The sequence below is a fragment of the Microbulbifer maximicatervae (SeqCode) genome, assembly GCF_052467065.1.
This window is the reverse complement of record NZ_CP174299.1, coordinates 2376081-2399437: the sequence shown is the minus strand read 5'-3', so window position 1 is coordinate 2399437 and position 23357 is coordinate 2376081. Positions and strand designations below refer to the sequence as shown.

The window sequence follows — 23357 nt, the reverse complement described above, 5'->3', positions numbered from 1 at the left end:
ACTGCCACCCTAACTTCCCGTCGCGGTCTTTTTGCGACTTTTCCAACAAAAAAGCCCCGCAATAGCGGGGCTTTTTATGAAGCTTGGGCTAATGACCGCTTAAGCAGTTTCGATAGAAACGAACTTGCGGTTGTTGGGGCCCTTAACTTCAAACTTCACAACGCCGTCCGCAGTGGCGAACAGGGTGTGGTCTTTGCCCATACCAACGTTAACACCGGCGTGGAACTTGGTGCCACGCTGACGAACGATGATGTTGCCTGCTGCTACAGACTGGCCGCCAAAGCGCTTCACGCCCAGGCGTTTACTCTCGGAATCGCGACCATTTCGCGTACTACCGCCAGCTTTCTTATGTGCCATGAGTCGTTACTCCTCTCTTATGCCTTGATGCCAGTGATTTTAACTTCGGTGTACCACTGACGGTGGCCCTGGCGCTTCATGGAGTGCTTACGACGACGGAACTTGATGATTTTCACCTTCTCGCCGCGGCCGTGGCTTACCACTTCAGCAGTTACTTTAGCGCCATCTACAATAGGAGCGCCAATGCTGATCTTGTCGCCATCGACAACCATGAACACTTTATCAAAATCAATGGATTCGCCAGTTGCTACTTCCAGCTTCTCCAGGCGAAGAACTTCGCCTTCCTCTACACGGTGTTGCTTGCCACCGCTCTCAAAAACAGCGTACATATTTCTATGCTCCGGTATGGACGACACGAAGCAGCGGGAGGACCAGTAAGTCACTGCTCCGCATTTCGGGAGCTTGCGCCGTGTGTTTAACATCTATTCGCCAAAAGGCCCGCAGACGACCCAATAGCCGCAAAGAGCCCGCAATTGGCGGGGCGCAGATTCTAATCAATTCGCCGGGTTGATACAATAGCGCCCCTTCGCCTTCCGGTCCCCGGGAGGTCTCTGTCTAGTCGTATAAGGAACTCTCACATGCTGCCTTTTCACCGGGTCGCCGCCGAAGACTTTGCTGCGGTTAACCAGCGCATTCTCGATCAACTGCACTCGGACGTTCCCCTGGTGGAAAATATAGGTCACTACCTGGTCGAAGCCGGGGGCAAGCGCCTGCGCCCACTACTGGTACTGCTTTGTGCCAAAGCTTGCGGCTATCAGGGTGAGAACCATATCGATCTCGCCACAATTATCGAGTTTATTCACACTGCTACCTTACTGCACGACGATGTTGTAGACACCTCTGACATGCGCCGCGGCCGCCTTACCGCCAATGCCAAGTGGGGCAATGCGCCCAGCGTACTCGTGGGAGATTTCCTCTATTCCCGCGCCTTCCAAATGATGGTTACTCTGGAAGACATGAGCATCATGGCAATACTCTCAGAAACCACCAACACCATCGCAGAGGGTGAAGTACAGCAGCTGGTCAACGCCGGTGATCCCGCAGTAAGCGAAGAGAATTACTTCACCGTTATCCACAAAAAGACCGGCGCACTGTTTGAAGCCGCCTGTGAAACTGCGGCCGTATTAGCCAACTGCTCAAGTGAAGAACAAACTGCACTAAAACTCTACGGCCGACACCTGGGACTCGCCTTCCAGCTGGTTGATGACGCTCTCGATTATCGCGGTAATTCGGAAGAACTGGGTAAAAATGTTGGAGATGACCTGGCGGAGGGCAAGCCGACCCTGCCCTTGATCTACACCATGGCCAACGGCAGCAAGGACCAGGCACTGCTGGTAAAAACTGCAATTGAACAGCGCAGTGCGGAAAAGCTCAGTGAAATAGTAGAGGCCATTGAAGCCTGCGGTGCTCTGGACTACACCATGGATCGTGCCCGGGCCGCTGTAGAAGACGCCAAAAAGCAATTGGCCTTTATGCCCGAGAGCGAACAAAAAATCGCCCTGCAGCAATTGGCGAGTTTTGCTATAGAGAGAAACGTCTAGAAGTAAATGCTGCTCGGGCTATATCGATAGCACGGGCAGCGCCGCTACCTTAAGTACAATGCGAAGCAGCGCGGTCCCCCCCCTCGAACAGCTACCAACCCTGACCGGACTCCAAGATTTATTCGTATCTATTTTCCTCTGCCCCTTCAACATTGGGTACGATTGTTCCTCTTGTTATTTCAAGCACCAACACCAATTCCTCAGGAGCAAAAATAACGAGAAAAATATAATTGGTATAGAGAGATCAGCACATGAGAAGCTCTACTGCGCTTTATCAGCTTAGAAATTACCCGGAAATGTTCTTAAAAAATAACCTGGTGAGAATTACCGGTACAAAAGATACTGGAGTCATGGATTATCAATTCGGGACCTACACCATGGGCATGGGCGCACCTGGTATCGATAGCCCCAATGAAATTTTTGCTTTCCACCGCCAAGGGGTCTTTATCGAAGATCCACAAACAATCAAGGTTCACCATATTCGCATGATCGATTGGGATGAAGACCTTGCCCTAGATCGCCTTGAGCCCTACCAAATGCGCAGCGGTGCCGACATTATGATTACCGGGCAACTCAGTGACTGCTGTTTCTGTATTGGCGGGCGCAATGCGAATATGCCGGCCGTTGCCCATGTTCGCCCGAGGAAAAAACAGGGACTCAATGGCAAGGCCACACACAATGAAATTATCAATCGGGGAAAGTTCAGGTTTTTAGGTAACGTCACAAAATCCCTTGGGCGCTCAACCCTAAGGCCCCACCATCATCTCTACTCCGACTACGCCTATGTTATTGGAGTACGGGTTAAGAACCAGTGGCAAATCTTCGCTCAACACGTAAAGACTCCCAAAGGCCCCATCCAAGCTGTCACCCGACTCTTATAATTTCTTCCATAAAACCAGATAAATAACTTTGAGTACCCCCAAACCAAAAAGCCCCGCAGTTGCGGGGCTTTTTAATAATAAAAAACGAGTATTAACCGATAAGCTGAAGCAGCTCCTCTGTTTTCTCCCGCATTAATTCCTCACTTCCCCGGGATTCAACATTCAAGCGAACAACCGGTTCAGTATTTGACATACGCAAATTAAAACGCCACTCGGGGTAAGCGATACTCAACCCATCCACGTGCTCAACGCTGTCAGCTTCAGGTCCATACTTTTCCTCTGCCGCCTTTAACAGTGCTGCAGCATCCTGAACCTTAGAGTTAATCTCTCCCGAACAGGGGAAAGCAGCCATGCGCTCACCAACAAGCTGTGACAGCGATTTACCACTGCGACTTACCAACTCAGCGACTAATAACCATGGAATCATACCGCTATCGCAGTAGGCAAAATCCCGGAAATAATGATGCGCACTCATTTCACCGCCATAAATGGCATCTTCCTTGCGCATACGCTCTTTAATAAAGGCATGACCGGTTTTACTCTGCACCGGCTCTCCACCCGCAGCGCGGACAATATCCTCGGTATTCCAGAGCAGGCGTGGATCATGAACAACTTTGGCACCGTTGTTTTTTGCCAGGAAAGCTTCTGCCAGCAAGCCAACAACATAGTAACCTTCAATAAAATCACCACTTTCATCGAAGAAAAAGCAGCGATCAAAATCACCATCCCAGGCTATACCAAAATCAGCACCGCTTGCCCGCACTGCCTCGGCAGTAGAATTGCGGTTTTCTGGCAAAATTGGGTTGGGAATACCGTTGGGAAAGTTGCCGTCGGGCTCGTGGTGAACTCGCACAAACTCAAACGGCAGGTGTGGAGCCAGCGCATCAACAACCGCCCCCGCACCACCATTACCCGCATTAACCACCAATTTTAATGGTTTCAATGCAGTATTATCGATATACCCCAATAAGTGCTGCACAAAATCAGCGCGGTGTTCAAAGCGCTGCAAAGTGCCTCTTTGCTCAACCGGAGCAAAGTCGTTTTCTTCTGCCAAGCGCTTGATATCCAGTAGACCGGTATCACCACTGATTGGACTACTGCCTGCACGTACAAACTTCATGCCGTTGTAGTCCATAGGATTGTGACTAGCAGTAACACAAATACCGCCGTCAAAGTCCCCGTGGAAATTGGCAAAGTAGACCTCTTCTGTACCACACTCGCCGATATGGAAAACATCGGCACCCGCATCTCGCAATCCATTAACCAGCGCATCAGTTAACTCACCACTGGTAAGCCGAATATCATGCCCAACAACTACTCGACGAGCATTCAGGAACTGGGCAAAGGCACGCCCCACTCGATATGCAACATCGATATTAAGCTCATCGGGAACACGGCCGCGAAGGTCATAAGCCTTAAAGCAAGTCAGCTCACTCACTTGCTTTTCTCCTCAGCAGCTTGCTCTGGCAAATACACATTTTCGTATACATGGTTAGTAGCATCAATAAAGCCTTCTACAGAACCACAGTCAAAGCGGCGACCTTTGAAGGCATAGGCTAATACACAGCCCTGCTGAGCTTGCGCCATCAGCGCATCGGTAATTTGAACCTCACCATTTTTGCCTGGAGGAGTATCTCGGATCAGATCAAAGATATCCGGTGTCAGGATATAACGACCAATAATCGCCATATTACTGGGGGCATCTTCCGCTGCAGGCTTCTCGACCATGTCAGTGACTTGATACAGACCAGGCTTAATTTCATTACCACCGATCACACCAAATTTATGGATCTGCTCCTTCGGCACTTCCTCTACCGCAACAATACTGCAGCGGAATTGCTTATAAAGCTGAACCATTTGCCCCAAAACGCCCATATCTTCATTTAGACATAGGTCATCAGCCAACACGACGGCAAACGGCTCATCGCCAACCAGGCGATGTCCTTGCAAAATAGCGTCACCCAGGCCTCTCATTTCGCCCTGACGCGTATAAGAAAAGCTCGCCCTATCGATCACTTTACGCACTGAGTCCAGGTAACGTTCTTTGCCGGTACCCGCGATCTGGTGTTCCAGCTCAAAGTTGGTATCAAAGTGATCCTCAATTGCGCGCTTGCCTCGCCCTGTGACAAAACCGATCTCGGTCAGCCCCGCTTCTATAGCCTCTTCAACGCCATACTGAACCAATGGCTTATTCACCAGCGGCAACATTTCTTTCGGCATCGCCTTAGTGGCAGGAAGAAAACGAGTGCCATAACCGGCAACAGGAAATAGGCATTTCTTGAGCATTCTGCTCCCCCAATCAATTTAAAACAGCGCACCCCCGCGCAGGGCTGGCAACTTATCATAGCGTCGCTGTGCAAGCACTTACACTCGATAACGTTAAGCTTGGCCCAAAATGTGAATTCCCCCGAGGATAAACACCAAAACTATACGAATAAGATGAGGAATTAATACGCTAAATAGGGGGTATTTGTGAAGACAATTCTCACGCCAGTCACAAAAACCACCTTGACCGACTGGACAAGCGACACAGACCCCTTAGAATGCCCGCTCTTGCAAAAGTGTCCAATCTCAATTGCATAACCACCCACTAACGGGGAAATGATGAGTAATTTTGTACAAAAAAGTGAGTATACCAGAGAGGAGCTCCTGACCTGCTCCCGTGGCGAGATGTTCGGCCCAGGCAACGCCCAGTTGCCGGCTCCCAATATGTTGATGCTCGATCGTATCACCCATATATCCAAGGAAGGTGGTGCTTTCGGCAAGGGAGAGCTGATCGCTGAGCTCGACATTCACCCCGACCTATGGTTCTTCGACTGCCATTTTCCCGGCGATCCCGTAATGCCCGGCTGCCTCGGCCTGGATGCCATGTGGCAATTATTGGGTTATTTCCTGGCCTGGAAAGGCAACCCCGGCCGCGGTCGAGCACTGGGCTGTGGTGAAGTTAAATTTACAGGCCAAATTCTCCCCACCAGCAAGAAGGTGACTTACCATATTCAGATGAGCCGGATTGTTGAGCGCAGGCTTGTTATGGGTATTGGCGACGGCAGTGTCTCTGTGGATGGAAGAGAAATTTACACAGCAAAGGATCTTCGCGTAGGCTTATTTACCCGTACGGACAATTTTTAAACTCGTTTAAGACTAATACCGGTAGAAACCATCAGTCCTCTGCCGACAAGCTATGCTGGAGATCACTATGCGTCGGGTCGTCATTACCGGAATGGGTATCACTTCCTGTATCGGTACCAACACTAAAGAAGTCACCGAGTCACTGAAAACTGGTCGAAGCGGCATCCGCTTCCAAGAAGAGTATAAGGAGCTCGGCCTGCGCAGCCATGTGGCTGGGCCTGTGGACATCGATTTCAAAGAGCATATCGATCGCAAGCAACTTCGCTTTATGGGCGACGCTGCAGCCTATGCGTACATTGCCATGCGTGAGGCAATCGAGATGTCGGGCCTGCAGGAGGAGCAGATATCTAATCCGCGCACGGGTATCGTGATGGGCTCTGGCGGCACATCCACTCAGCAGATTATTGACGCTGCACATACTCTGAAGGAAAAAGGTGTTCGCCGTGTAGGCGCCTACCGCGTGCCCCAGGTAATGAACAGCACCGTTTCCGCATGCTTAGCCACTCCATTCAAAATCAAAGGGGTGAACTACAGTATTTCTTCCGCTTGCGCTACCAGTGCCCACTGTATAGGAAACGGAGCTGAGCTTATCCAGATGGGTAAGCAGGATGTAGTGTTTGCTGGCGGTGGTGAGGAACTTGCCTGGAGTTTGACTCACTTGTTTGACGCTATGGGTGCCCTCTCAAGCAAATATAACGATACTCCGACAAAAGCATCACGCCCCTACGATGCCGATCGCGATGGCTTTGTGATCGCCGGTGGTGGTGGCTGTCTGGTGCTCGAAGAAATGGAACACGCCGTGGCTCGCGGTGCGACCATCTATGCGGAGCTGACCGGTTACGGCGCAACTTCCGATGGTTACGATATGGTTGCCCCAAGCGGTGAAGGCGCCACCCGCTGCATGCAGCAGGCTCTGGCCGGAATGGACGGCAAAGGCCTGCAGGGTAGCGTGGATTATATCAATACCCACGGCACCTCTACGCCTGTAGGCGATGTCGCCGAATTGAAGGCCATGCGCGAAGTCTTCGGGGATACAGTTCCGGCATTCGCCTCTACCAAATCTCTGACAGGCCACTCTCTGGGAGCTGCAGGGGTTCAGGAGGCCATTTATAGCCTGCTGATGATGCAGAATAACTTTATTGCTGCATCAGCTAATGTAGAGAACCTCGACCCCGCTGCGGAAGGCATGGACCTTGTCCGCCAGCTGCGTGAGACTGAAGTCAAACGGGCTATGTCCAATAGCTTTGGCTTTGGCGGAACTAATGCTTGCCTGATATTCGATAAAATCTAATCGAAATAAAAAGGGCGCCGCGAGGCGCCCTTTTTATTGACTGCACAACAGAAACCAAACTATTCCGGAGTCGCGTGTAAGCGCTCCAACCACAGCTCAACCTGGCGTGTCAGTCCCTGTCTCCAGCTCCGCTGCTGAACACCAAAGACATCCCGCAGCTTGCCACATGAAAGTACTATGCTGCGATCCCGCTTCTCAGCCTCATCCCCTAATGAAGTAAATTGCGCAAAGCGCTCTTCATCGTAAAAAGCCTGGGCGCGCTCGACCACCTCCAGGGCAAACTCCATCGCTGTGCAGCTATCAGAACTACCGTAGTGGTAAACGCCTCCTGCCTTGGCCCCGCTAGCGAGCTGCTGGGCAACCGCCACTGCGACACGAGCCATATCCACCACTGTCACCGGGTTACCGTTGTTCCTTCCATCCAGGGCTAAAGGCTCCCCAGACACAAAGTTGCGTAAAATACGCCCTAACAAGGCATCCTGACCACTATCCACCATCCAGCCAAAACGCAAAATCGTCAGGTTTTGCAGCCCATTAAAGGCATCTTCGCAGGCCAGCCATTCGCGCCCACTCAAGGACTGTGGTTCTGCGGGCTCATCTTCGTCATAGCGGCGGCGCTCACCGCCAGAAAAAACTTGGTAGGATGAGAGATGAATAATATGTTCACAGGGTGCAGCACAAAGCCGCTTACTCACCAGCAGTGACTCCGGCATGCCTCGATTGTCGGCACAGGCGGAGGCATTAATCACAATTGAGCCCGGTCTCAATTGATCGATTTCCCCGGGGGTCAACTGCTGTATGCGAAAGCCTGCGCGCTGCAGTCTTTTTTGCAGCGCACCATCAATCTCATTACCTGCTGTGATAATGGCGACGGTATCCGGCATATAACCTGTATTCAATTCAGACACTGGTAAATCCAGTTCTTAGAACGGGATATCGTCATCAAAGCTATTATCGAAACCACCGGCAGGACCCTGGTTCGGCTGTTGCTGGGGCTGCTGGTTAGCTGGTGCCATCGGTGAGGGAGCGGTACGCCCCTGCCCGTATGCCTCCTGGCCGCCCTGCTGCTGGTAGCCACCCTGGAAACCGCCGCCCTGTTGGTCAAAACCGCTGGAACCACCCATCGGCTGGCCGCCACCCATTTGACCACCTGCGGCTGCACCCATTCCAGCGCCACCCATACCCTGACCAAAGCCGCCCTGCTCACCGCGACCGTCCAGCATCTGCATTTCGCTGGCAACGATTTCAGTGGTGTAGCGGTCCTGGCCGGAATTCTTATCCTGCCACTTACGGGTGCGTAGAGAGCCCTCTACATAAACTTTGGCCCCCTTGCGCAGGTACTCACCGGCGATCTCAGCCAGGCGGTTAAAAAATACTACGCGATGCCACTCAGTGCGCTCCTGCTGCTGGCCAGTCTGCTTGTCTTTCCAGCTCTCACTGGTAGCCAGGCTGATGTTGGTAACAGCACCGCCACTCGGCATATATTTGGTTTCCGGGTCATTCCCCAGATTACCGATCAGAATTACTTTATTAATACCCCTGGCCATGGCCCTCTCCTCTCGTCAACCCGGGCTCCACCCGGGGCAATAAACTATTTAAACAATCAATTAATCTATCAAGTGTTATGAAATACCGTCAGTGTTGCATTGCAACATCGGTAAATATTGTATTTTTATCCAGTAGGATACAATAGCGGCTCAATGTTAGTAAGCGCTACCTTCACGCTCTCTCGCGCAAACCCCACCACAGCAACATCCATAGCAGCAGCACCACCAAACCCAGAGCAGCAACTGCGGAAGCGCCCCCCAGACCGAACAGCAGGCCACCCAGGCTACCGCCGACAAAGGTGCCAAAGAACTGTAAAGTCGCGTAGAGCCCCGTAGCTGCGCCCCTCGCTTCCGCCGGAGCCTTCCTGGTTAGCTGCGCCGGCAGCAGGGCTTCAAGCAGGTTGAAACCGGTGAAGAACACTGCCAGCAAGACTACCAGCATCCAGGTGCTTACAGACAACAAGGCCGCACTGCCACCGATCAAAGCTAAACAAGCAAAATTAAGCGCAAAAGGCACCCGATCACTTTTCTCTGCCGCCCTCATCATTGGCAACATCAGCAGGAAGGTGCCGAGCATGAGTGGTCCATACAATTTCCAGTGCTCGCTCGCCGGCCAATCCAATCTATCGACTAGCACCAATGGCAGGGCGACGAACAATGCAGTGAGCAACAAGTGGGAGAAAAAGGCCCCAGAAACCAAGCGCCAAACAAGACCGCTTTTAACTACCGTACGAAAACCACTACCATAAACTGCCGGCCGCTTAGCCGCCCCCGGAGTTGGCACCAAGCGCCAAACCAATAATCCACCCAGCAGTGCTAATCCAGCAGTGACCCAGAAAATTGCCGGCAAGCCGCCCACACCGGCCAGCGCCGGCCCCAGGATCACCGCCAGCATAAATGCGACACCAATAGACGCTCCGATAATCGCCATCGCAATACCGCGCTTTTCATCGCGGGTTAAGTCGGCGACCAGCGCCATCACAGCCGCGGCAATGGCACCACAACCCTGCAGTACCCGCCCCACAATAAGGCCGTAAACCGAATCCGTCAGTGCAGCGATGACACTGCCCAGGGCAAACAGTGCAAGGCCGGTATAAATAACCGGCTTGCGCCCCCAGCGATCGGACAGGAGCCCCAGAGGAATTTGGAGTACCGCCTGACTCAAGCCATAGGCACCCATTGCCAGCCCCAGCAGCATGGGCGTGCTATCGCGATAGCCCTCGCCGTACACAGTGAGAACCGGCAAGACCATAAACAGGCCCAGCATACGAAAGACATACAGGGAAGCCAGCCCACCCAGGGCGCGGCGCTCAATGGAATTCATGCAAATCCCGGAACAGCATCAAATAGGGCGCGCATTGTACAGTGAGCCGCCTCCCGGCTGTAGGGGAAACAGCACAACTTTTATCCACAACTAGTTACGACCGTACTCATCATCGAGGCGGACAATGTCATCCTCCCCGAGATAACTGCCGGATTGCACCTCGATCAGCTCCAAGGGAATCGTACCGGGGTTCTCCAAACGGTGGACCACCCCCAGGGGGATATAAGTCGATTGGTTCTCGGTGATCAGGACCTCTTCTTCACCCCGGGTAACCTTCGCAGTTCCCTGCACCACAACCCAGTGTTCAGCGCGATGGTGATGCATCTGCAGGGATAGCTGCTGGCCCGGCTTCACCACAATACGCTTCACCTGAAAGCGTGGACCCGCATCAATCGAGTCGTAGTAGCCCCAGGGCCTATATACCTTGCGGTGCCTTTGGGCCTCACTGCGGCCAGTGCTCTTGAGGTTATTGACCAGTTTTTTGACTTCCTGGACCCGTTGCCGGTCAGCGATCAGAAGCGCGTCATCAGTATCGACAACCACCAGGTCGGATACACCGAGAAGGCTGACCAAGCGGCTCTCACCACGCACCAGGCAGCGCTGGGAGTCTTCTTGCAATACATCACCCTGGAGCAAATTGTCATTGGCATCGCGTTTTGCCAACTCCCACAGCCCCTGCCAGGAGCCCACATCGCTCCAACCTGCATCCATAGGTACAACTGCAGCGGACTCTGTCGGCTCCATTACTGCATAATCCACAGACTCATCTGCGCAGGCTGCAAAAGCCTCTCTATCCACCCGGGTAAAATCCAGATCCCTCGCGGCACTCTGATAAGCACTGCGACAGGCTGCGAGAACATCTGCACGGTAACGCTCCAACTCCTCCAGATAGCGGGAGGCGCGGAACAGGAACATGCCACTGTTCCAGGAGTAATCCCCGGATGCCAGGTAAGATTCAGCGGTTTCAGTGTCCGGCTTTTCGACAAACTCCGCCACTTTCCAAGCAGTTTCCGCCAATTTATCCCCGCGCCGAATGTAGCCGTAGCCGGTCTCCACCCGGGTCGGCACAATACCAAAGGTGACCAGATGCCCCTGCTCAGCCAGGGCTCGGGCCGACTCTACAGACTCCTGAAAATTTGCCTCGTCGGAAACGGCGTGGTCTGCCGGTAATACCAGCAGCAAAGGGTCAGCTCCTGACTCCAGTGCTGCCAGGGCAGCCAGGGCAATAGCCGGTGCAGTATTCCGCGCGCAGGGCTCCAGCAAAATGGACTGGGCACCGTGGCCGGTTTCCTGCAATTGCTCGGCAGCGGCAAAACGATGCTCTTCATTGCATACCAGGATCGGCGCCTGTAATGGCTCAATGCCCTCCAGGCGCCTTACGGTTGCCTGTAACATCGTTTCACCACCGATAAGGGGTAAGAACTGTTTAGGGTAGGCCTCGCGAGAGAGTGGCCACAGGCGCGAGCCAGTGCCACCACAGAGAATCACAGGAATCATCGAATGCTATCTGCCTGAATGTCGGGTATTGCGAAAGACAATTTTCGCACATCAGGTGGCGAGTTTATACTTGACTGTTTTTCCGGCACCGCAGTTGTGATCGCCCCGCGCGGAGCAAGTCCGAGGCCCGGCCCAGTATTAGCAGCATATAGGTAGAGCGTGGACACGATTTATGTAAGGGGTGCTCGCACCCACAACCTGAAGAATATCGATCTGGACATTCCCCGCGATAAACTGATCGTTATCACCGGCCTGTCAGGTTCCGGCAAATCTTCCCTGGCCTTTGACACCCTCTACGCAGAGGGGCAGCGCCGCTACGTGGAATCACTCTCCACCTACGCCCGTCAATTCCTGTCGATGATGGAAAAGCCGGATGTGGATACCGTCGAGGGGCTATCACCGGCTATTTCAATCGAGCAGAAGTCCACCTCTCACAACCCCCGCTCCACTGTGGGCACCATCACAGAGATCTATGACTACCTGCGGCTGCTGTTTGCCCGGGTTGGAGAACCCCGCTGCCCCGAGCACGACGAACCCCTGCAAGCCCAGACGATCAGCCAGATGGTGGATCAGGTACTGGCTTTACCGGAAGGCAGCAAAATTATGTTGCTGGCGCCGGTAGTTCGCGATCGAAAAGGTGAGCACCAGCACGTGTTTGAACAACTGCGCCGGGACGGGTTTGTGCGGGCACGGATCGACGGGGTTATCTGCGACCTGGACGACACCCCCAAGCTGGATAAGCGCCGCAAGCACACCATTGAGGTGGTGGTAGACCGCTTTAAGGTGCGTGAGGACCTGCAACTGCGTTTGGCGGAATCCTTCGAAACTGCCCTGAATCTCACCGACGGTATCGCCTCCATCAGTTTTATGGATGGAGACCAGGAAGATCGCCTCTTCTCTGCCCGCCACGCCTGCCCCGTCTGTGATTACTCACTGGATGAGCTGGAACCGCGCCTGTTCTCCTTCAACAACCCCGCAGGTGCCTGCCCCAGCTGTGACGGCCTGGGCGTCAAACAGTTCTTCGATGAAGACAAGGTAATTATCGATTCGGAAAGCAGTATTTCCGAGGGCGCCATTCGCGGTTGGGACAGACGCAACATTTACTATTACCACATGCTCGACTCCCTCGCCGAGCACTACGGTTTCGATCTGGGTAAGCCCTGGAAAAAATTACGCAAAGCCCACCGCAAGGTTATCCTGCAGGGCAGTGGCGACGAAGAGATAGACTTCAGCTACGTCAATGATCGCGGCGATGTCACCGTGCGCCAGCACACCTTCGAGGGCATTATCCCCAATTTCCAACGCCGCTATCGGGATACCGAGTCCCAATCGGTACGGGAGGAGTTAGCCAAGTATCTGAGTACACAAAAATGCCCAGAGTGCCACGGTACCCGCCTGCGCCGCGAGGCCCGTCATGTCTTTGTGGATAACCGCACCCTGGCGCAAATTACTGAGCTGCCTGTAGGCGATGCGTTCGAGTATTTCGACCATGAGCTGGCTTTTAAAGGCGCCCAGAAAGAGATTGCCGATAAGATTCTCAAAGAGCTTCGCGATCGATTCCGCTTCCTCGTCGATGTCGGCCTGAATTACCTAACCCTAAACCGCAGTGCAGAAACCCTCTCCGGCGGCGAAGCACAGCGCATTCGCCTCGCCAGCCAGATCGGCGCCGGCCTCGTGGGCGTAATGTATATTCTCGACGAGCCCTCTATCGGCCTACACCAGCGGGACAACGAGCGCCTGCTCAACACCCTTACCCACCTGCGCGATATCGGCAACACGGTTATTGTGGTGGAGCACGATGAGGATGCCATTCGCAGTGCCGACTTTATCGTCGATATTGGCCCCGGTGCCGGAGTCCATGGTGGAGAAGTCGTGGCAGCGGGTACCGCCGATAAAATTACCAAATGCAAGAAATCCCTAACCGGTCAGTACCTCTCCGGCAAAAAGAAAATTGCCGTACCGGAAGAACGCTACGTACCCGACCCGGACTATTTGTTGCGCCTCGAAGGGGCCAGTGGAAATAATTTACAGGACGTCGATCTGGAGATCCCAGTAGGATTATTTACCTGTGTAACCGGTGTATCCGGCTCTGGTAAGTCCACCCTGATTAATACAACCCTCTATCCACTTGCCGCCACTGCACTTAACAAAGCAACAACCCTTAAGGCCTCTCCCTATAAAGAGGTGCACGGTCTGGAGCACTTCGACAAATGCGTGGATATTGATCAGAGTCCTATCGGGCGCACTCCTCGCTCAAACCCGGCAACCTATACCGGTATTTTTACCCCAATTCGCGACTTGTTTGCTGGCACCCAGGAAGCCCGCTCACGGGGCTATAAACCTGGACGCTTCAGCTTTAACGTCAAGGGTGGGCGCTGTGAAGCCTGCCAGGGCGACGGGGTGATTAAGGTAGAAATGCACTTTTTGCCGGATGTCTATGTACCCTGTGATACCTGTCACGGCAAGCGCTACAACCGCGAGACCCTGGAGGTACACTACAAGGGCAAGAATATCCACGAAGTATTGGAAATGACCGTGGAAGATGCACGGGAATTCTTTGACCCTGTGCCCGCAATCGCGAAGAAGTTGCAAACCCTAATGGATGTCGGCCTCTCATATATCAAGCTAGGCCAGGCTGCCACCACTCTCTCAGGTGGTGAAGCCCAACGGGTAAAACTCTCCCGCGAGCTATCCAAACGAGACACTGGGCAAACCCTGTACATCCTCGACGAACCGACTACCGGCCTGCACTTTGCCGATATCCAATTACTGCTGGATGTTCTCCATCGCCTGCGCGATCACGGCAATACCATCGTAGTGATCGAACACAATCTGGACGTGATCAAAACTGCAGACTGGATTGTAGACCTGGGCCCGGAGGGTGGCTCTGGTGGCGGACAAATTATTGCCACGGGGACACCTGAGGATGTTGCAGAAATGGACATTTCCCATACCGGGCGTTTTCTTAAAACCATGCTGAACTGATTGAACAAGAAAGGATGCCAACCTATAGATTGGCATCCTTTCTTACTCAGCTCACTTAAAAATAACCAGTAGATAGGTGCGACAAGATATGAAGTTATTCAATCGCGACCGCTTAAATTTAGTGATCGCGGTAAGTGCAATTATGATTTCTCTGGCATCCTTTTATGCCACCTATTTACAAGCCAGAGCCGCCAATCAACAAGTCAAAATAATGACAATGCCGGTTATCCAGTTCAGCCATGAGAACTATGACGAGGAAAGTAATCGAAACCTAATCACCTTTAACTTTCGCAATGCCGGGTCCGGACCCGCCATCCTAAAGTCCGTTAGCTTCAAATATAAAAATACAGATTACTCAAGTACCCATGCTTTTTTACAAGCCTGCTGCCAGAAGGAGTATGAAATGATGATGGGTAAATACAATAGCAGTCTTAAAAATCATCACCCTTCCCTTGATGAGGGGTTTCAAATCTCATCAGAGATCAACGAAGTTATCATTCCCGCACAGTCGAAGTATCCTTTCTATTCTTTAAGTCGTGGCGCTACAACTTCTGAACTGTGGGAAAAAGTTGATAAAGAGAGGTGGAACCTTTCTATTTCCGCCTGCTTCTGTTCTCCACTGGGAAATTGCTATGAATCAAACTCAAAAAAAATCTCTATGGAAGTAAATCAGTGCCCTAACAATTAACTGCCTTGCTAGGCAGGTTTTAAGCGCTTAAGCCACTTCAAATTTAAAATAGGCAGGATGCCACAGTGAACATTGATATCAACTGCGACCTGGGTGAAGGTGCTGATTTGCGCAGCTGTGACAGGGACGCCCAAATCATGCCGTTTATTTCCCGCTGCAATATAGCTTGCGGCGGCCACGCTGGCACCCCCGAGATCATGGGTAGATCAATCGAAAATGCCGTAAAAAACAGCTTAAAAATTGGCGCGCACCCCAGCTACCCCGACTGGGAAAATTTTGGCCGCAAATCTCTAGTTATCCCTCAAAATAAATTACTCGACTCTCTTTGCACACAGGTAAACCAACTAGAAAATATCGCGCGCAGCCTAGGAGCAAGGCTAGACCATATTAAACTACACGGCGCTCTCTACAATGATACGGAGTCAAACAGAGAACTCGCTAAAAGTATTATTACCCTACTCGACAAAGAATATCCTTCACTGAAAATTATTGGGTTAGCCAACGCTGCCATGCAGTTCGCTGCTGCCAAACGAAATAAAACATTTATTCGCGAAGGATTTATGGACAGGCAATACCTCAGCAAAAACCAACTAGCTCCACGCTCAATGGCGGGTGCTGTTATTGCTGAGACAGAACAGTGCTTAGAGCGGGCTATCTGCTTGGCAAAGGGCTTAGAATTTAACGATTATCATGGTGACAAATTACAATTCTCTGTGGATACCATCTGCCTCCACGGCGATAATCCCCAAGCGCCCAGTATCGCCAGACAACTTAATCAACATCTCAATGCAAACGGCGTGAGTATAGCTCGGTGACACACCCTGCCCCCCATATACCACTAGCTATTACCATTAACGGAGATTGTGCAGTAGATATACGCTTTTCCGGCAACCCATGCAAAGCTCTTAGCCGGACAATTATCGGTTTAAGAGCGGCTCTATTAAATGAAGTGCATCCGGGTATCGTTGATATCATTCCTGCATACCAGTGCTTAACTGTTATTTTCAATCCTTCCCTATGGGATCACAAAACCTTATACCAATTACTCAGTAAAACTACCGAGGACTTTCTAAACAACCCTGCCCCCTTCACCAGTAGACCACGTATAGTGCGTATTCCCGTATGCTACGAAGAAGGATTTTCTCCAGACATTGAGGCATTATCAGAACATACCAAATTATCGCCACAGGAAATCATCAAACGACATACCGCACAACGTTACTTAGTGCATATGTTGGGCTTTACTCCGGGCTTCTTATACCTTGGTGGACTTGACCCAAAGCTATATTGCCCAAGAAAAGAAACTCCCCGAACCAGAATTCCCGCAGGTGCTGTCGGGATAGGTGGAGAACAAACGGGCATTTACCCACAAGCTACACCGGGGGGATGGCAAATTATTGGCCAGACACCCCTTAGTCTTTTTCAACCTGCGGAACCCTCCCCATTTATCGCTGCACCTTTAGATGAAATTGAATTTTATGCAATAGATTCTCAGCAGTTTCATATACTCTCGCAGAGTACTAAAAGTAGTTCACCCTAAAAAGGAGGGTCTATGGGTATTCACTTTCTTCGAGCAGGGCTACAGACAAGTATTCAGGACCTGGGTCGTCCAGGCATGATGCACTGTGGAATTCCATGGGGAGGTGCTGCCGACCCACTATCGATGAAAATAGCCAATCTGTTATTAGGAAACCCGTTAGGGCACCCAACCTTTGAGATCACCCTGCTCGGCCCTAGAATCGAATTCCTCTGCAATCTCACTATCGCTATAGCCGGAGGCCAATTCAGAGGCTCCTTAAATAACGAGTCAATTGATAATTTCCGAACCTATAAGGTTAAGCCTGGTGATATTTTGGATATAGCTCAAGCTATTTCCGGTGCAAGAACCTACCTTGCGATTTCTGCCAAGATAGACGCACCCAATATCTTAGGTAGCTCTGCAACTCACATTATTAGTAAATTTGGCGCAAATAGTGGCAAACCGATCACATCTAACGAAGTCATCCACTTTAAAGAAGTCCACACCGCAAAAGAATCTGTGCTAAATAAAAGGTTTCACCTTCACTACTCACATAATTCAAAGCTACGGCTAGTGGCTGGACCAGAGAGCAATTTATTTTCCAAGAAATTTATTGAATACTTTTACGGCTCAACCTATCTGGTTTCTACCCAAAGCAATCGTATGGGCATTCGTCTATCCACTAAAAACAATTCTACAATTCATAAAATTACAAACGGAAAGACACAACTATCATCAGCAGGACTCTATCCCGGCAGTATTCAAGTACCACCCGATGCCAATCCTATTATTTCCTTTATTGAGGGACAGACTATTGGCGGGTACCCCCGAATAGGCCATATTATAAAATCGGAACTTCATCGCCTGGGCCAGCTAGCCCCAAAAAACAAAATCACATTTCAAGAAATAAGCATTGAAGAATCGCGCGAAATTTTCAAAAAGAAACAAGACCTAATTAAAAAACTCCAACAGAGCCTGAATCTTAATCACAGGGAGGCACTATCCCTTTAATACAAGCATAAACACTATCAGATATAGAACTATTTAGTGCTCAAAAATAACACCATAAGGTATGGAATAAAAATTACGCCAAAATATACAAAATAATTTTAATAAAAGTTGAAATGGAATATTTTTGGGCAAAAACAGAAGAAATATAACAGAAACCCTGTGACCGACAAGTTTCCCCTCATATCTTTCTAGACCAAAACATCATTATTAACTAACCTCATTGGGTTTTACCCAAACAGCGATTTGGACTAGCGTGCAAGTTGATTATCTATAGGGAGCAAATAACCTCCAAACAATTATTGCAGGATCAACAAAGCACACTCCAAAGAGAAAACACACAATACCTTAAGGGGATTAATAATGATAAAAATTCTCCGTGGTTTTATTTCAATACTCTTAGCGAGTTCTCTACTTATCACAGCGCATGCAAATGCAGAACCGGGTGATTACAACTTCTGGACTACCCTAAAGCATTTGTTTGATCCACCCAATGCCGATGCACCAGTCACCTCACAGCAAGCTGAAGGGATGTATCCACTAACTATGGATGATCCCAGTTTTAATGATGATTTTGATCCTGGCGACTACAACACCTGGCAAAAAATTGATGTACCTACCAGTACAGGTGCCATGTGTGGGAATGGATCACCCTATAAGTTCTTTGTTCACCGTGTTCCAGATACCAGTAACACCATTTTCTATTTCGAGGGTGGTGGGGCATGCTGGGACTATGAAAGCTGCTCAGGACAAGCTGGTATTCGCGGGGCTCGCAACCCCAATGGCATTCCCGATGATTACCTAAGCAATGTGCACTTGTTAGATTTTACAAATTTCGAGAATCTTACTACCGCTGGCGTATCCCCTTTGATTTATACACATCATCCCTACGACCAGTATAAAACTGGCGAGTGGAATATGGTTTACGTTCCATACTGCACTGGGGATATCTACGTAGGCGATAAAACTGAAATATACGAGGACACTACTGGCGAGAACCCCGACCTTATCTGGCACCACAATGGATTACGCAACGTTCAGGCAGTTACTTCCTGGGTGAAAAATAATTTGCAAAAACCGAAGCAGATGCTCACTGCGGGTTGTAGTGCAGGCAGTATTGGTGCCCTGTTTAATTATTCAAAATTGCGCGAGGATATGAATGTCGATTATGGCTATCTCCTCGATGATTCGGGCCCTCTCTATCAGGCACCTTTAGACGGGAGTGACAGCACCCAATATCCCTCATTACCGCTACATAAAGAAGTGCTGCGCTCTTGGACTACCTATACCGCCGATAGCGATGAAAGCTCGGAAAACCCCATCACTATGTTAAAAGCCATAACACCGGGATTCGAAGCCAATCAGCTAGCCTCACTTTATGCTGCGCTTTCCAATAAATTCCCCTCAGATCGATTGGGTATTACGCACTTTCTTGCTGACGGGAATTTTTCATCGTACTCCTACGAGAGATTTTATGAGGATATTTATAATGATCCCGATGCAGACTCCCGTTTAAATAAATTGCGACAGCGCTGGCAGAAAGATACCCATGAAAATTTGATTCCACTGCTGGATCAAACTAGTAACTGGGGCTATTACTTCCCGATGTTCCGCAACTTGAACGAGAGCCACTGCACAACCATTATCGATTTAAACTATGGTGAGATTGCCGAGCACGGGCTTGAATTAAAAGATTTCCTCGACAACATCGTCAATCATAACGGTGGAGGAATGATTCGGGCATACGAAACCGATGAGGTTTCAGATTATGAGGACAATAGTAACTGGTTCTATGATCTGATCGGCTTGTTTATGTAATTAAAATGCCCCCAGCGCTGCCGGTAACTAGCTGGCAGCGCTGAATGATAGAAAGCCTAACTGCCATATACCGCCTCACGGGCGTCCTGAAGGCGTTTGCGTAAGTATTCATGTCTACTCATACCATCGGGAAAGGACGTCATCTGCTGAACTTCCTCAACGATCGAGCGCTCAAGATCCTTATAGGTGGAAAAGCCCGGAACCTCGACATGAGGGTCGTAATCCCTGATCACCGTTTGCGCTTTATCCCGATAAATATTAAATAGCTCTTCAGCTCTTTGGGTGAACTCTGCCTGGTTAAGGCTATTTTTTTCCAGCCAGGCCAACTTCATTGAAAGCGCTTCATAGCCTGTAATACGCGATTCCCGCTCTATTTTTTCAATTGCATCCCAGGCCTCTTCACCAGAGAGATTGCCCAGGTCTGCAAAGTAGTCCTTGAGCGCCTGCTTAACATTCTCGCGGTCCAGATAAGCCTGAACCCGAGGATGATTTAATAACTCTTCGACTTCCCCATGTTCCAGCTGGGACCAGGGTATGCTGTCAGAAATATTCTTTACTAATTCACTATCATCTTTTAGCGGCTCTATCATCTGGCGCACCTTGGCCACACTTGAGCGCACATCAATATCGTAGTGATCAACCCCTACAACGGCGAGCGTTACTGCTCCGGCAAGCAAAATCAGCTTTTTCATAATTAGTTACCGAGCAAATTAGAAATTATGTATTTGTCTGTCGGTAACTATCTAAGCAGAGAATTGGGAGAGCATGAAAGAAAATAACGCCCTCACCAATGAATAGAGTGCCAATATCTTACAGACTGATTAGCTAGCCAACCCAGTTAACAGCTTGCTCATCGTCTTTTTTTCCTACACAGGGCTCATCCTTGGTCTTCGGCGCCACATAGCCTACCTGTTGCTCCCGCGGAAGGTTTGCGGACTCCCAATTGGAAACCGCTTCTGCGCAGAGGCTGCGTTGCTCAGGGGATAGCGCAACACCATTGGGCCATTTTCCAAGTTCAATGGCTCGCTTTAAGCTGCCCACAATCTCGGGATTCAAACTCTTTAACAGTTGCTCAAAAGACATACAAAAATCTCCTTATGGCAAAAAAAAGGCCGGTCAAAGACCGGCCTTCCGTAGCGCTATGGCTAATAACGCTTAAGCTTCAGCAGCTTCGTCTTCTACTTGAGGACGGTCTACCAGCTCAACGTATGCCATCGGCGCCTTATCACCAGCGCGGAAACCGCACTTCATGATACGGATGTAACCACCAGGACGGGCTTCGTAACGAGGACCCAGCTCGTCGAACAGCTTGCGCACAGCATCCTTATCACGGATACGAGCGAAAGCCAGACGGCGGTTAGCAACACTGTCTTTCTTAGCCAGAGTGATCAGCGGCTCGGCAACGCGGCGCAGTTCTTTGGCTTTGGCCAGTGTGGTTTTGATCAGTTCGTGCTCCACCAGAGAGGCGCTCATGTTCTTGAACATGGCCTTGCGGTGAGCGCTCGTGCGGCTGAATTTACGGCCACTATAGCGATGACGCATGACTCAATTCCTTACGACCTAAGTTGCTGTCACAGCAGGTCGTTCTGGAGCGGTGTCGCGCTAAGCTGTAGCACCGCTCGGGTTCTTTCTACTAATCACGACACCGTCGCGACTACCAAATGCTTACAGGGGGCTTAACTTGCTGTCGCCTTTCAGGCTGGCCGGCGGCCAGTTTTCCAGGCGCATACCCAGAGACAAACCACGGGAAGCCAGTACGTCCTTGATTTCAGTCAGAGACTTCTTACCAAGATTCGGCGTCTTCAGCAGTTCTACTTCAGTGCGCTGAATCAGATCACCGATGTAGTAAATGTTCTCTGCCTTCAGACAGTTCGCCGAACGTACAGTCAACTCCAGGTCGTCTACCGGGCGCAGTAGTACCGGATCAACTTCAGGCTCTTCAGCCTTCGGCTGTGCATCCTTCTCGCCTTCCAGGTCCACAAATACTGCGAGCTGTTGCTGCAGAATAGTGGCGGCGCGACGAATAGCCTCTTCCGGGTCCAGGGTACCGTTGGTCTCCAGATCCAGAACCAGCTTATCCAGGTCAGTGCGCTGTTCTACACGCGCGCTTTCCACGCTGTAGGAAACGCGACGCACTGGGCTGTATGAAGCATCCAGCTGCAGACGGCCAATTGCACGGCTTTCCTCTTCCTCGCCACGACGAGCATCGGCGGGCTGGTAGCCACGGCCGCGCGCTACAGTGAGACGCAGGTTGAGCTCGACATCACCAGTAATATTGGCGATCACGTGCTCAGGATTAACGATCTCGATGTCGTGATCTACCTGGATATCTCCGGCAGTCACCGCACCTGGGCCCTTTTTGCTCAGGCTCAATACCGCCTGATCCTTACCGTGCATAACAACGGCGATTTCTTTCAGGTTGAGCAGGATTTCAATTACATCTTCCTGCACACCTTCGATCGCGCTGTACTCGTGCTCGACACCTTCGATTTCCACCTCGGTGACGGCGCAGCCCGGCATGGAGGACAGCAGGATGCGACGCAGCGCATTGCCAAGAGTGTGGCCAAAGCCACGCTCCAGGGGCTCCAAAATCACTTTGGCGTGATTCGGATTGTACTCGGTGACGTCAATACGACGCGGTGTCAAAAACTCGTTGACAGCAGTCTGCATAGCCATACCTGTTTACAGTTGCATTCCTTAAAGTGGACTTATTGTTACTTGGAGTACAGTTCCACGATAAGGTTTTCGTTGATCTCTGCCGGCAGATCGACACGATCCGGAGTGCGCTTGAAAGTGCCTTCCAGTTTGCTCGCGTTTACGTCTACCCACTCGACATCGCCACGCTGGGCAGCGAGGGAAACGGAATTCTGGATACGCAGCTGCTTCTTGGCTTTCTCACGTACAGCGATAACGTCGCCTTCTTTAACCTGGAAAGAAGGGATGTTAACGGTAGTGCCGTTTACAAGAATCGCTTTGTGGGAAACCAGCTGACGCGCTTCAGAGCGAGTTGAGCCGAAGCCCATGCGGTAAACCACGTTGTCCAGACGCTGCTCGAGAAGTTGCAGCAGGTTTTCACCTGTAGCGCCCTTCAGACGTGCTGCTTCCTTATAGTAGTTACGGAACTGCTTTTCCAGTACGCCGTAGATACGACGAACTTTTTGCTTTTCACGCAGCTGAATACCGTAGTCGGACAGACGACCGCGACCAGCGCCGTGCTGACCGGGTTTGGATTCTGCGCGACACTTGGAGTCGTGCGGACGAACACCACTCTTCAGCTGCAGGTCAGTCCCTTCACGACGGGACAGTTTACATTTTGGTCCAATATAACGTGCCATTTTGTCAGCCCCCTCTTACACGCGACGCTTTTTAGGTGGACGACATCCGTTATGCGGGATAGGCGTCACGTCGGTGATGTTGGTGATCTTGTAGCCGCAGTTGTTCAGTGCGCGAACGGCAGATTCGCGACCGGGGCCAGGGCCCTTAACTTCTACGTCGAGGTTTTTCAGGCCGTATTCCTGAGCTGCAGTACCTGCGCGCTCAGCGGCAACCTGGGCTGCAAACGGGGTGCTCTTACGCGAGCCACGGAAGCCAGATCCACCTGCGGTGGCCCAGCTGAGGGTATTACCCTGGCGATCAGTGATCGTCACGATCGTGTTGTTGAACGATGCGTGGATGTGGGCAATACCGTCGACAACGGTCTTTTTGACCTTTTTGCGAACAGTAGTTTTTGGCTTAGCCATACCAGTATCCTAAATCCTGTATCAAATCCCCT

Annotated in this window: 24 protein-coding genes; 10 read left to right on the top strand and 14 right to left on the bottom strand. The window is 51.0% G+C overall.

Annotation, left to right across the window (positions count from 1 at the left end):
* Positions 1-99: 99 nt before the first annotated feature.
* Entirely contained in the window at positions 100-357 is a 258-nt protein-coding gene (gene rpmA, locus ACJJI1_RS10655; RefSeq protein WP_073277572.1) for a 50S ribosomal protein L27, read from the bottom strand.
* Positions 358-374: 17 nt separating this feature from the next.
* A complete protein-coding gene (gene rplU / locus ACJJI1_RS10650) occupies positions 375-686 on the bottom strand; it encodes a 50S ribosomal protein L21 (RefSeq protein WP_444936710.1) in 312 nt (103 codons plus the stop codon).
* Between the two features lie 249 nt (positions 687-935).
* Here rplU and ispB point away from each other — a divergent pair, with 249 nt between their 5' ends.
* Positions 936-1898, top strand: coding sequence for an octaprenyl diphosphate synthase (ispB, locus tag ACJJI1_RS10645; RefSeq protein ID WP_444959287.1), 963 nt, complete (start codon positions 936-938; stop codon positions 1896-1898).
* 251 nt (positions 1899-2149) lie between these two features.
* A complete protein-coding gene (locus ACJJI1_RS10640; protein WP_444959286.1) occupies positions 2150-2779 on the top strand; it encodes a hypothetical protein in 630 nt (209 codons plus the stop codon).
* Positions 2780-2870: 91 nt separating this feature from the next.
* Here ACJJI1_RS10640 and ACJJI1_RS10635 read toward each other — a convergent pair whose 3' ends face one another.
* Positions 2871-4217, bottom strand: coding sequence for a phosphohexomutase domain-containing protein (locus tag ACJJI1_RS10635; protein WP_444959285.1), 1347 nt, complete (start codon positions 4215-4217; stop codon positions 2871-2873).
* Complete coding sequence (galU, locus tag ACJJI1_RS10630) at positions 4214-5065, bottom strand: UTP--glucose-1-phosphate uridylyltransferase GalU (RefSeq protein WP_413664295.1); 852 nt, start codon at positions 5063-5065, stop codon at positions 4214-4216. Before galU ends, ACJJI1_RS10635 begins: the two co-directional genes overlap by 4 nt.
* A gap of 318 nt (positions 5066-5383) precedes the next feature.
* On the opposite strand from galU, the gene fabA reads away from it, so the two are divergent.
* Together fabA and fabB are read left to right on the top strand one after the other, a co-directional pair.
* Positions 5384-5908 (top strand): 3-hydroxyacyl-[acyl-carrier-protein] dehydratase FabA, encoded by a 525-nt coding sequence (gene fabA, locus ACJJI1_RS10625; protein ID WP_108731685.1) that lies wholly within the window; start codon positions 5384-5386, stop codon positions 5906-5908.
* A 67-nt stretch (positions 5909-5975) separates the two neighbouring features.
* Positions 5976-7199, top strand: coding sequence for a beta-ketoacyl-ACP synthase I (gene fabB, locus ACJJI1_RS10620; RefSeq protein ID WP_413664294.1), 1224 nt, complete (start codon positions 5976-5978; stop codon positions 7197-7199).
* Positions 7200-7258: 59 nt separating this feature from the next.
* On the opposite strand, the gene ACJJI1_RS10615 is transcribed toward fabB, so the two are convergent.
* The 4 genes from ACJJI1_RS10615 to ACJJI1_RS10600 all read right to left on the bottom strand — a co-directional run bounded on the left by ACJJI1_RS10615 (position 7259) and on the right by ACJJI1_RS10600 (position 11567).
* Positions 7259-8107, bottom strand: coding sequence for a sugar nucleotide-binding protein (locus tag ACJJI1_RS10615; RefSeq protein ID WP_444959284.1), 849 nt, complete (start codon positions 8105-8107; stop codon positions 7259-7261).
* Positions 8108-8122: 15 nt separating this feature from the next.
* On the bottom strand, positions 8123-8746 hold the full coding sequence (gene ssb, locus ACJJI1_RS10610) for a single-stranded DNA-binding protein (protein WP_282934376.1): 624 nt from the start codon (positions 8744-8746) through the stop codon (positions 8123-8125).
* Positions 8747-8918: 172 nt separating this feature from the next.
* Positions 8919-10070: an MFS transporter gene (locus tag ACJJI1_RS10605; protein WP_444959283.1), complete on the bottom strand. Its 1152-nt coding sequence runs from the start codon at positions 10068-10070 to the stop codon at positions 8919-8921.
* Between the two features lie 90 nt (positions 10071-10160).
* Positions 10161-11567: a mannose-1-phosphate guanylyltransferase/mannose-6-phosphate isomerase gene (locus ACJJI1_RS10600; RefSeq protein ID WP_444959282.1), complete on the bottom strand. Its 1407-nt coding sequence runs from the start codon at positions 11565-11567 to the stop codon at positions 10161-10163.
* 159 nt (positions 11568-11726) lie between these two features.
* Between ACJJI1_RS10600 and uvrA the strand changes: the two genes are divergently transcribed.
* The 6 genes from uvrA (at position 11727) to ACJJI1_RS10570 (ending at position 19585) form a co-directional block, all read left to right on the top strand.
* Complete coding sequence (uvrA, locus tag ACJJI1_RS10595; RefSeq protein WP_444906484.1) at positions 11727-14552, top strand: excinuclease ABC subunit UvrA; 2826 nt, start codon at positions 11727-11729, stop codon at positions 14550-14552.
* Between the two features lie 88 nt (positions 14553-14640).
* Positions 14641-15240, top strand: a complete 600-nt coding sequence (locus ACJJI1_RS10590) for a hypothetical protein (protein WP_444959281.1) — start codon at positions 14641-14643, stop codon at positions 15238-15240.
* A gap of 65 nt (positions 15241-15305) precedes the next feature.
* Entirely contained in the window at positions 15306-16055 is a 750-nt protein-coding gene (gene pxpA, locus ACJJI1_RS10585) for a 5-oxoprolinase subunit PxpA (RefSeq protein ID WP_444959280.1), read from the top strand.
* A complete protein-coding gene (gene pxpB, locus ACJJI1_RS10580; protein WP_444959279.1) occupies positions 16052-16780 on the top strand; it encodes a 5-oxoprolinase subunit PxpB in 729 nt (242 codons plus the stop codon). The genes pxpA and pxpB overlap by 4 nt, the downstream gene beginning before the upstream one ends.
* Before the next feature lie 12 nt (positions 16781-16792).
* Positions 16793-17770 (top strand): 5-oxoprolinase subunit C family protein, encoded by a 978-nt coding sequence (locus ACJJI1_RS10575; protein ID WP_444959278.1) that lies wholly within the window; start codon positions 16793-16795, stop codon positions 17768-17770.
* Positions 17771-18130: 360 nt separating this feature from the next.
* On the top strand, positions 18131-19585 hold the full coding sequence (locus tag ACJJI1_RS10570; protein ID WP_444959277.1) for a pectin acetylesterase-family hydrolase: 1455 nt from the start codon (positions 18131-18133) through the stop codon (positions 19583-19585).
* 56 nt (positions 19586-19641) lie between these two features.
* Here the strand turns inward: ACJJI1_RS10570 and ACJJI1_RS10565 are convergent, their stop codons facing one another.
* The 6 genes from ACJJI1_RS10565 to rpsK all read right to left on the bottom strand — a co-directional run bounded on the left by ACJJI1_RS10565 (position 19642) and on the right by rpsK (position 23325).
* On the bottom strand, positions 19642-20277 hold the full coding sequence (locus tag ACJJI1_RS10565; RefSeq protein WP_444892718.1) for a hypothetical protein: 636 nt from the start codon (positions 20275-20277) through the stop codon (positions 19642-19644).
* Between the two features lie 133 nt (positions 20278-20410).
* Entirely contained in the window at positions 20411-20668 is a 258-nt protein-coding gene (locus ACJJI1_RS10560; RefSeq protein ID WP_413664284.1) for a YeaC family protein, read from the bottom strand.
* A 72-nt stretch (positions 20669-20740) separates the two neighbouring features.
* A complete protein-coding gene (rplQ, locus tag ACJJI1_RS10555; protein WP_108731671.1) occupies positions 20741-21127 on the bottom strand; it encodes a 50S ribosomal protein L17 in 387 nt (128 codons plus the stop codon).
* Between the two features lie 123 nt (positions 21128-21250).
* Positions 21251-22255, bottom strand: a complete 1005-nt coding sequence (locus tag ACJJI1_RS10550; protein WP_282934387.1) for a DNA-directed RNA polymerase subunit alpha — start codon at positions 22253-22255, stop codon at positions 21251-21253.
* 44 nt (positions 22256-22299) lie between these two features.
* Complete coding sequence (rpsD, locus tag ACJJI1_RS10545) at positions 22300-22920, bottom strand: 30S ribosomal protein S4 (RefSeq protein ID WP_108731669.1); 621 nt, start codon at positions 22918-22920, stop codon at positions 22300-22302.
* A gap of 15 nt (positions 22921-22935) precedes the next feature.
* Positions 22936-23325 (bottom strand): 30S ribosomal protein S11, encoded by a 390-nt coding sequence (gene rpsK, locus ACJJI1_RS10540; protein WP_020411406.1) that lies wholly within the window; start codon positions 23323-23325, stop codon positions 22936-22938.
* Between the last annotated feature and the right edge of the window lie 32 nt (positions 23326-23357).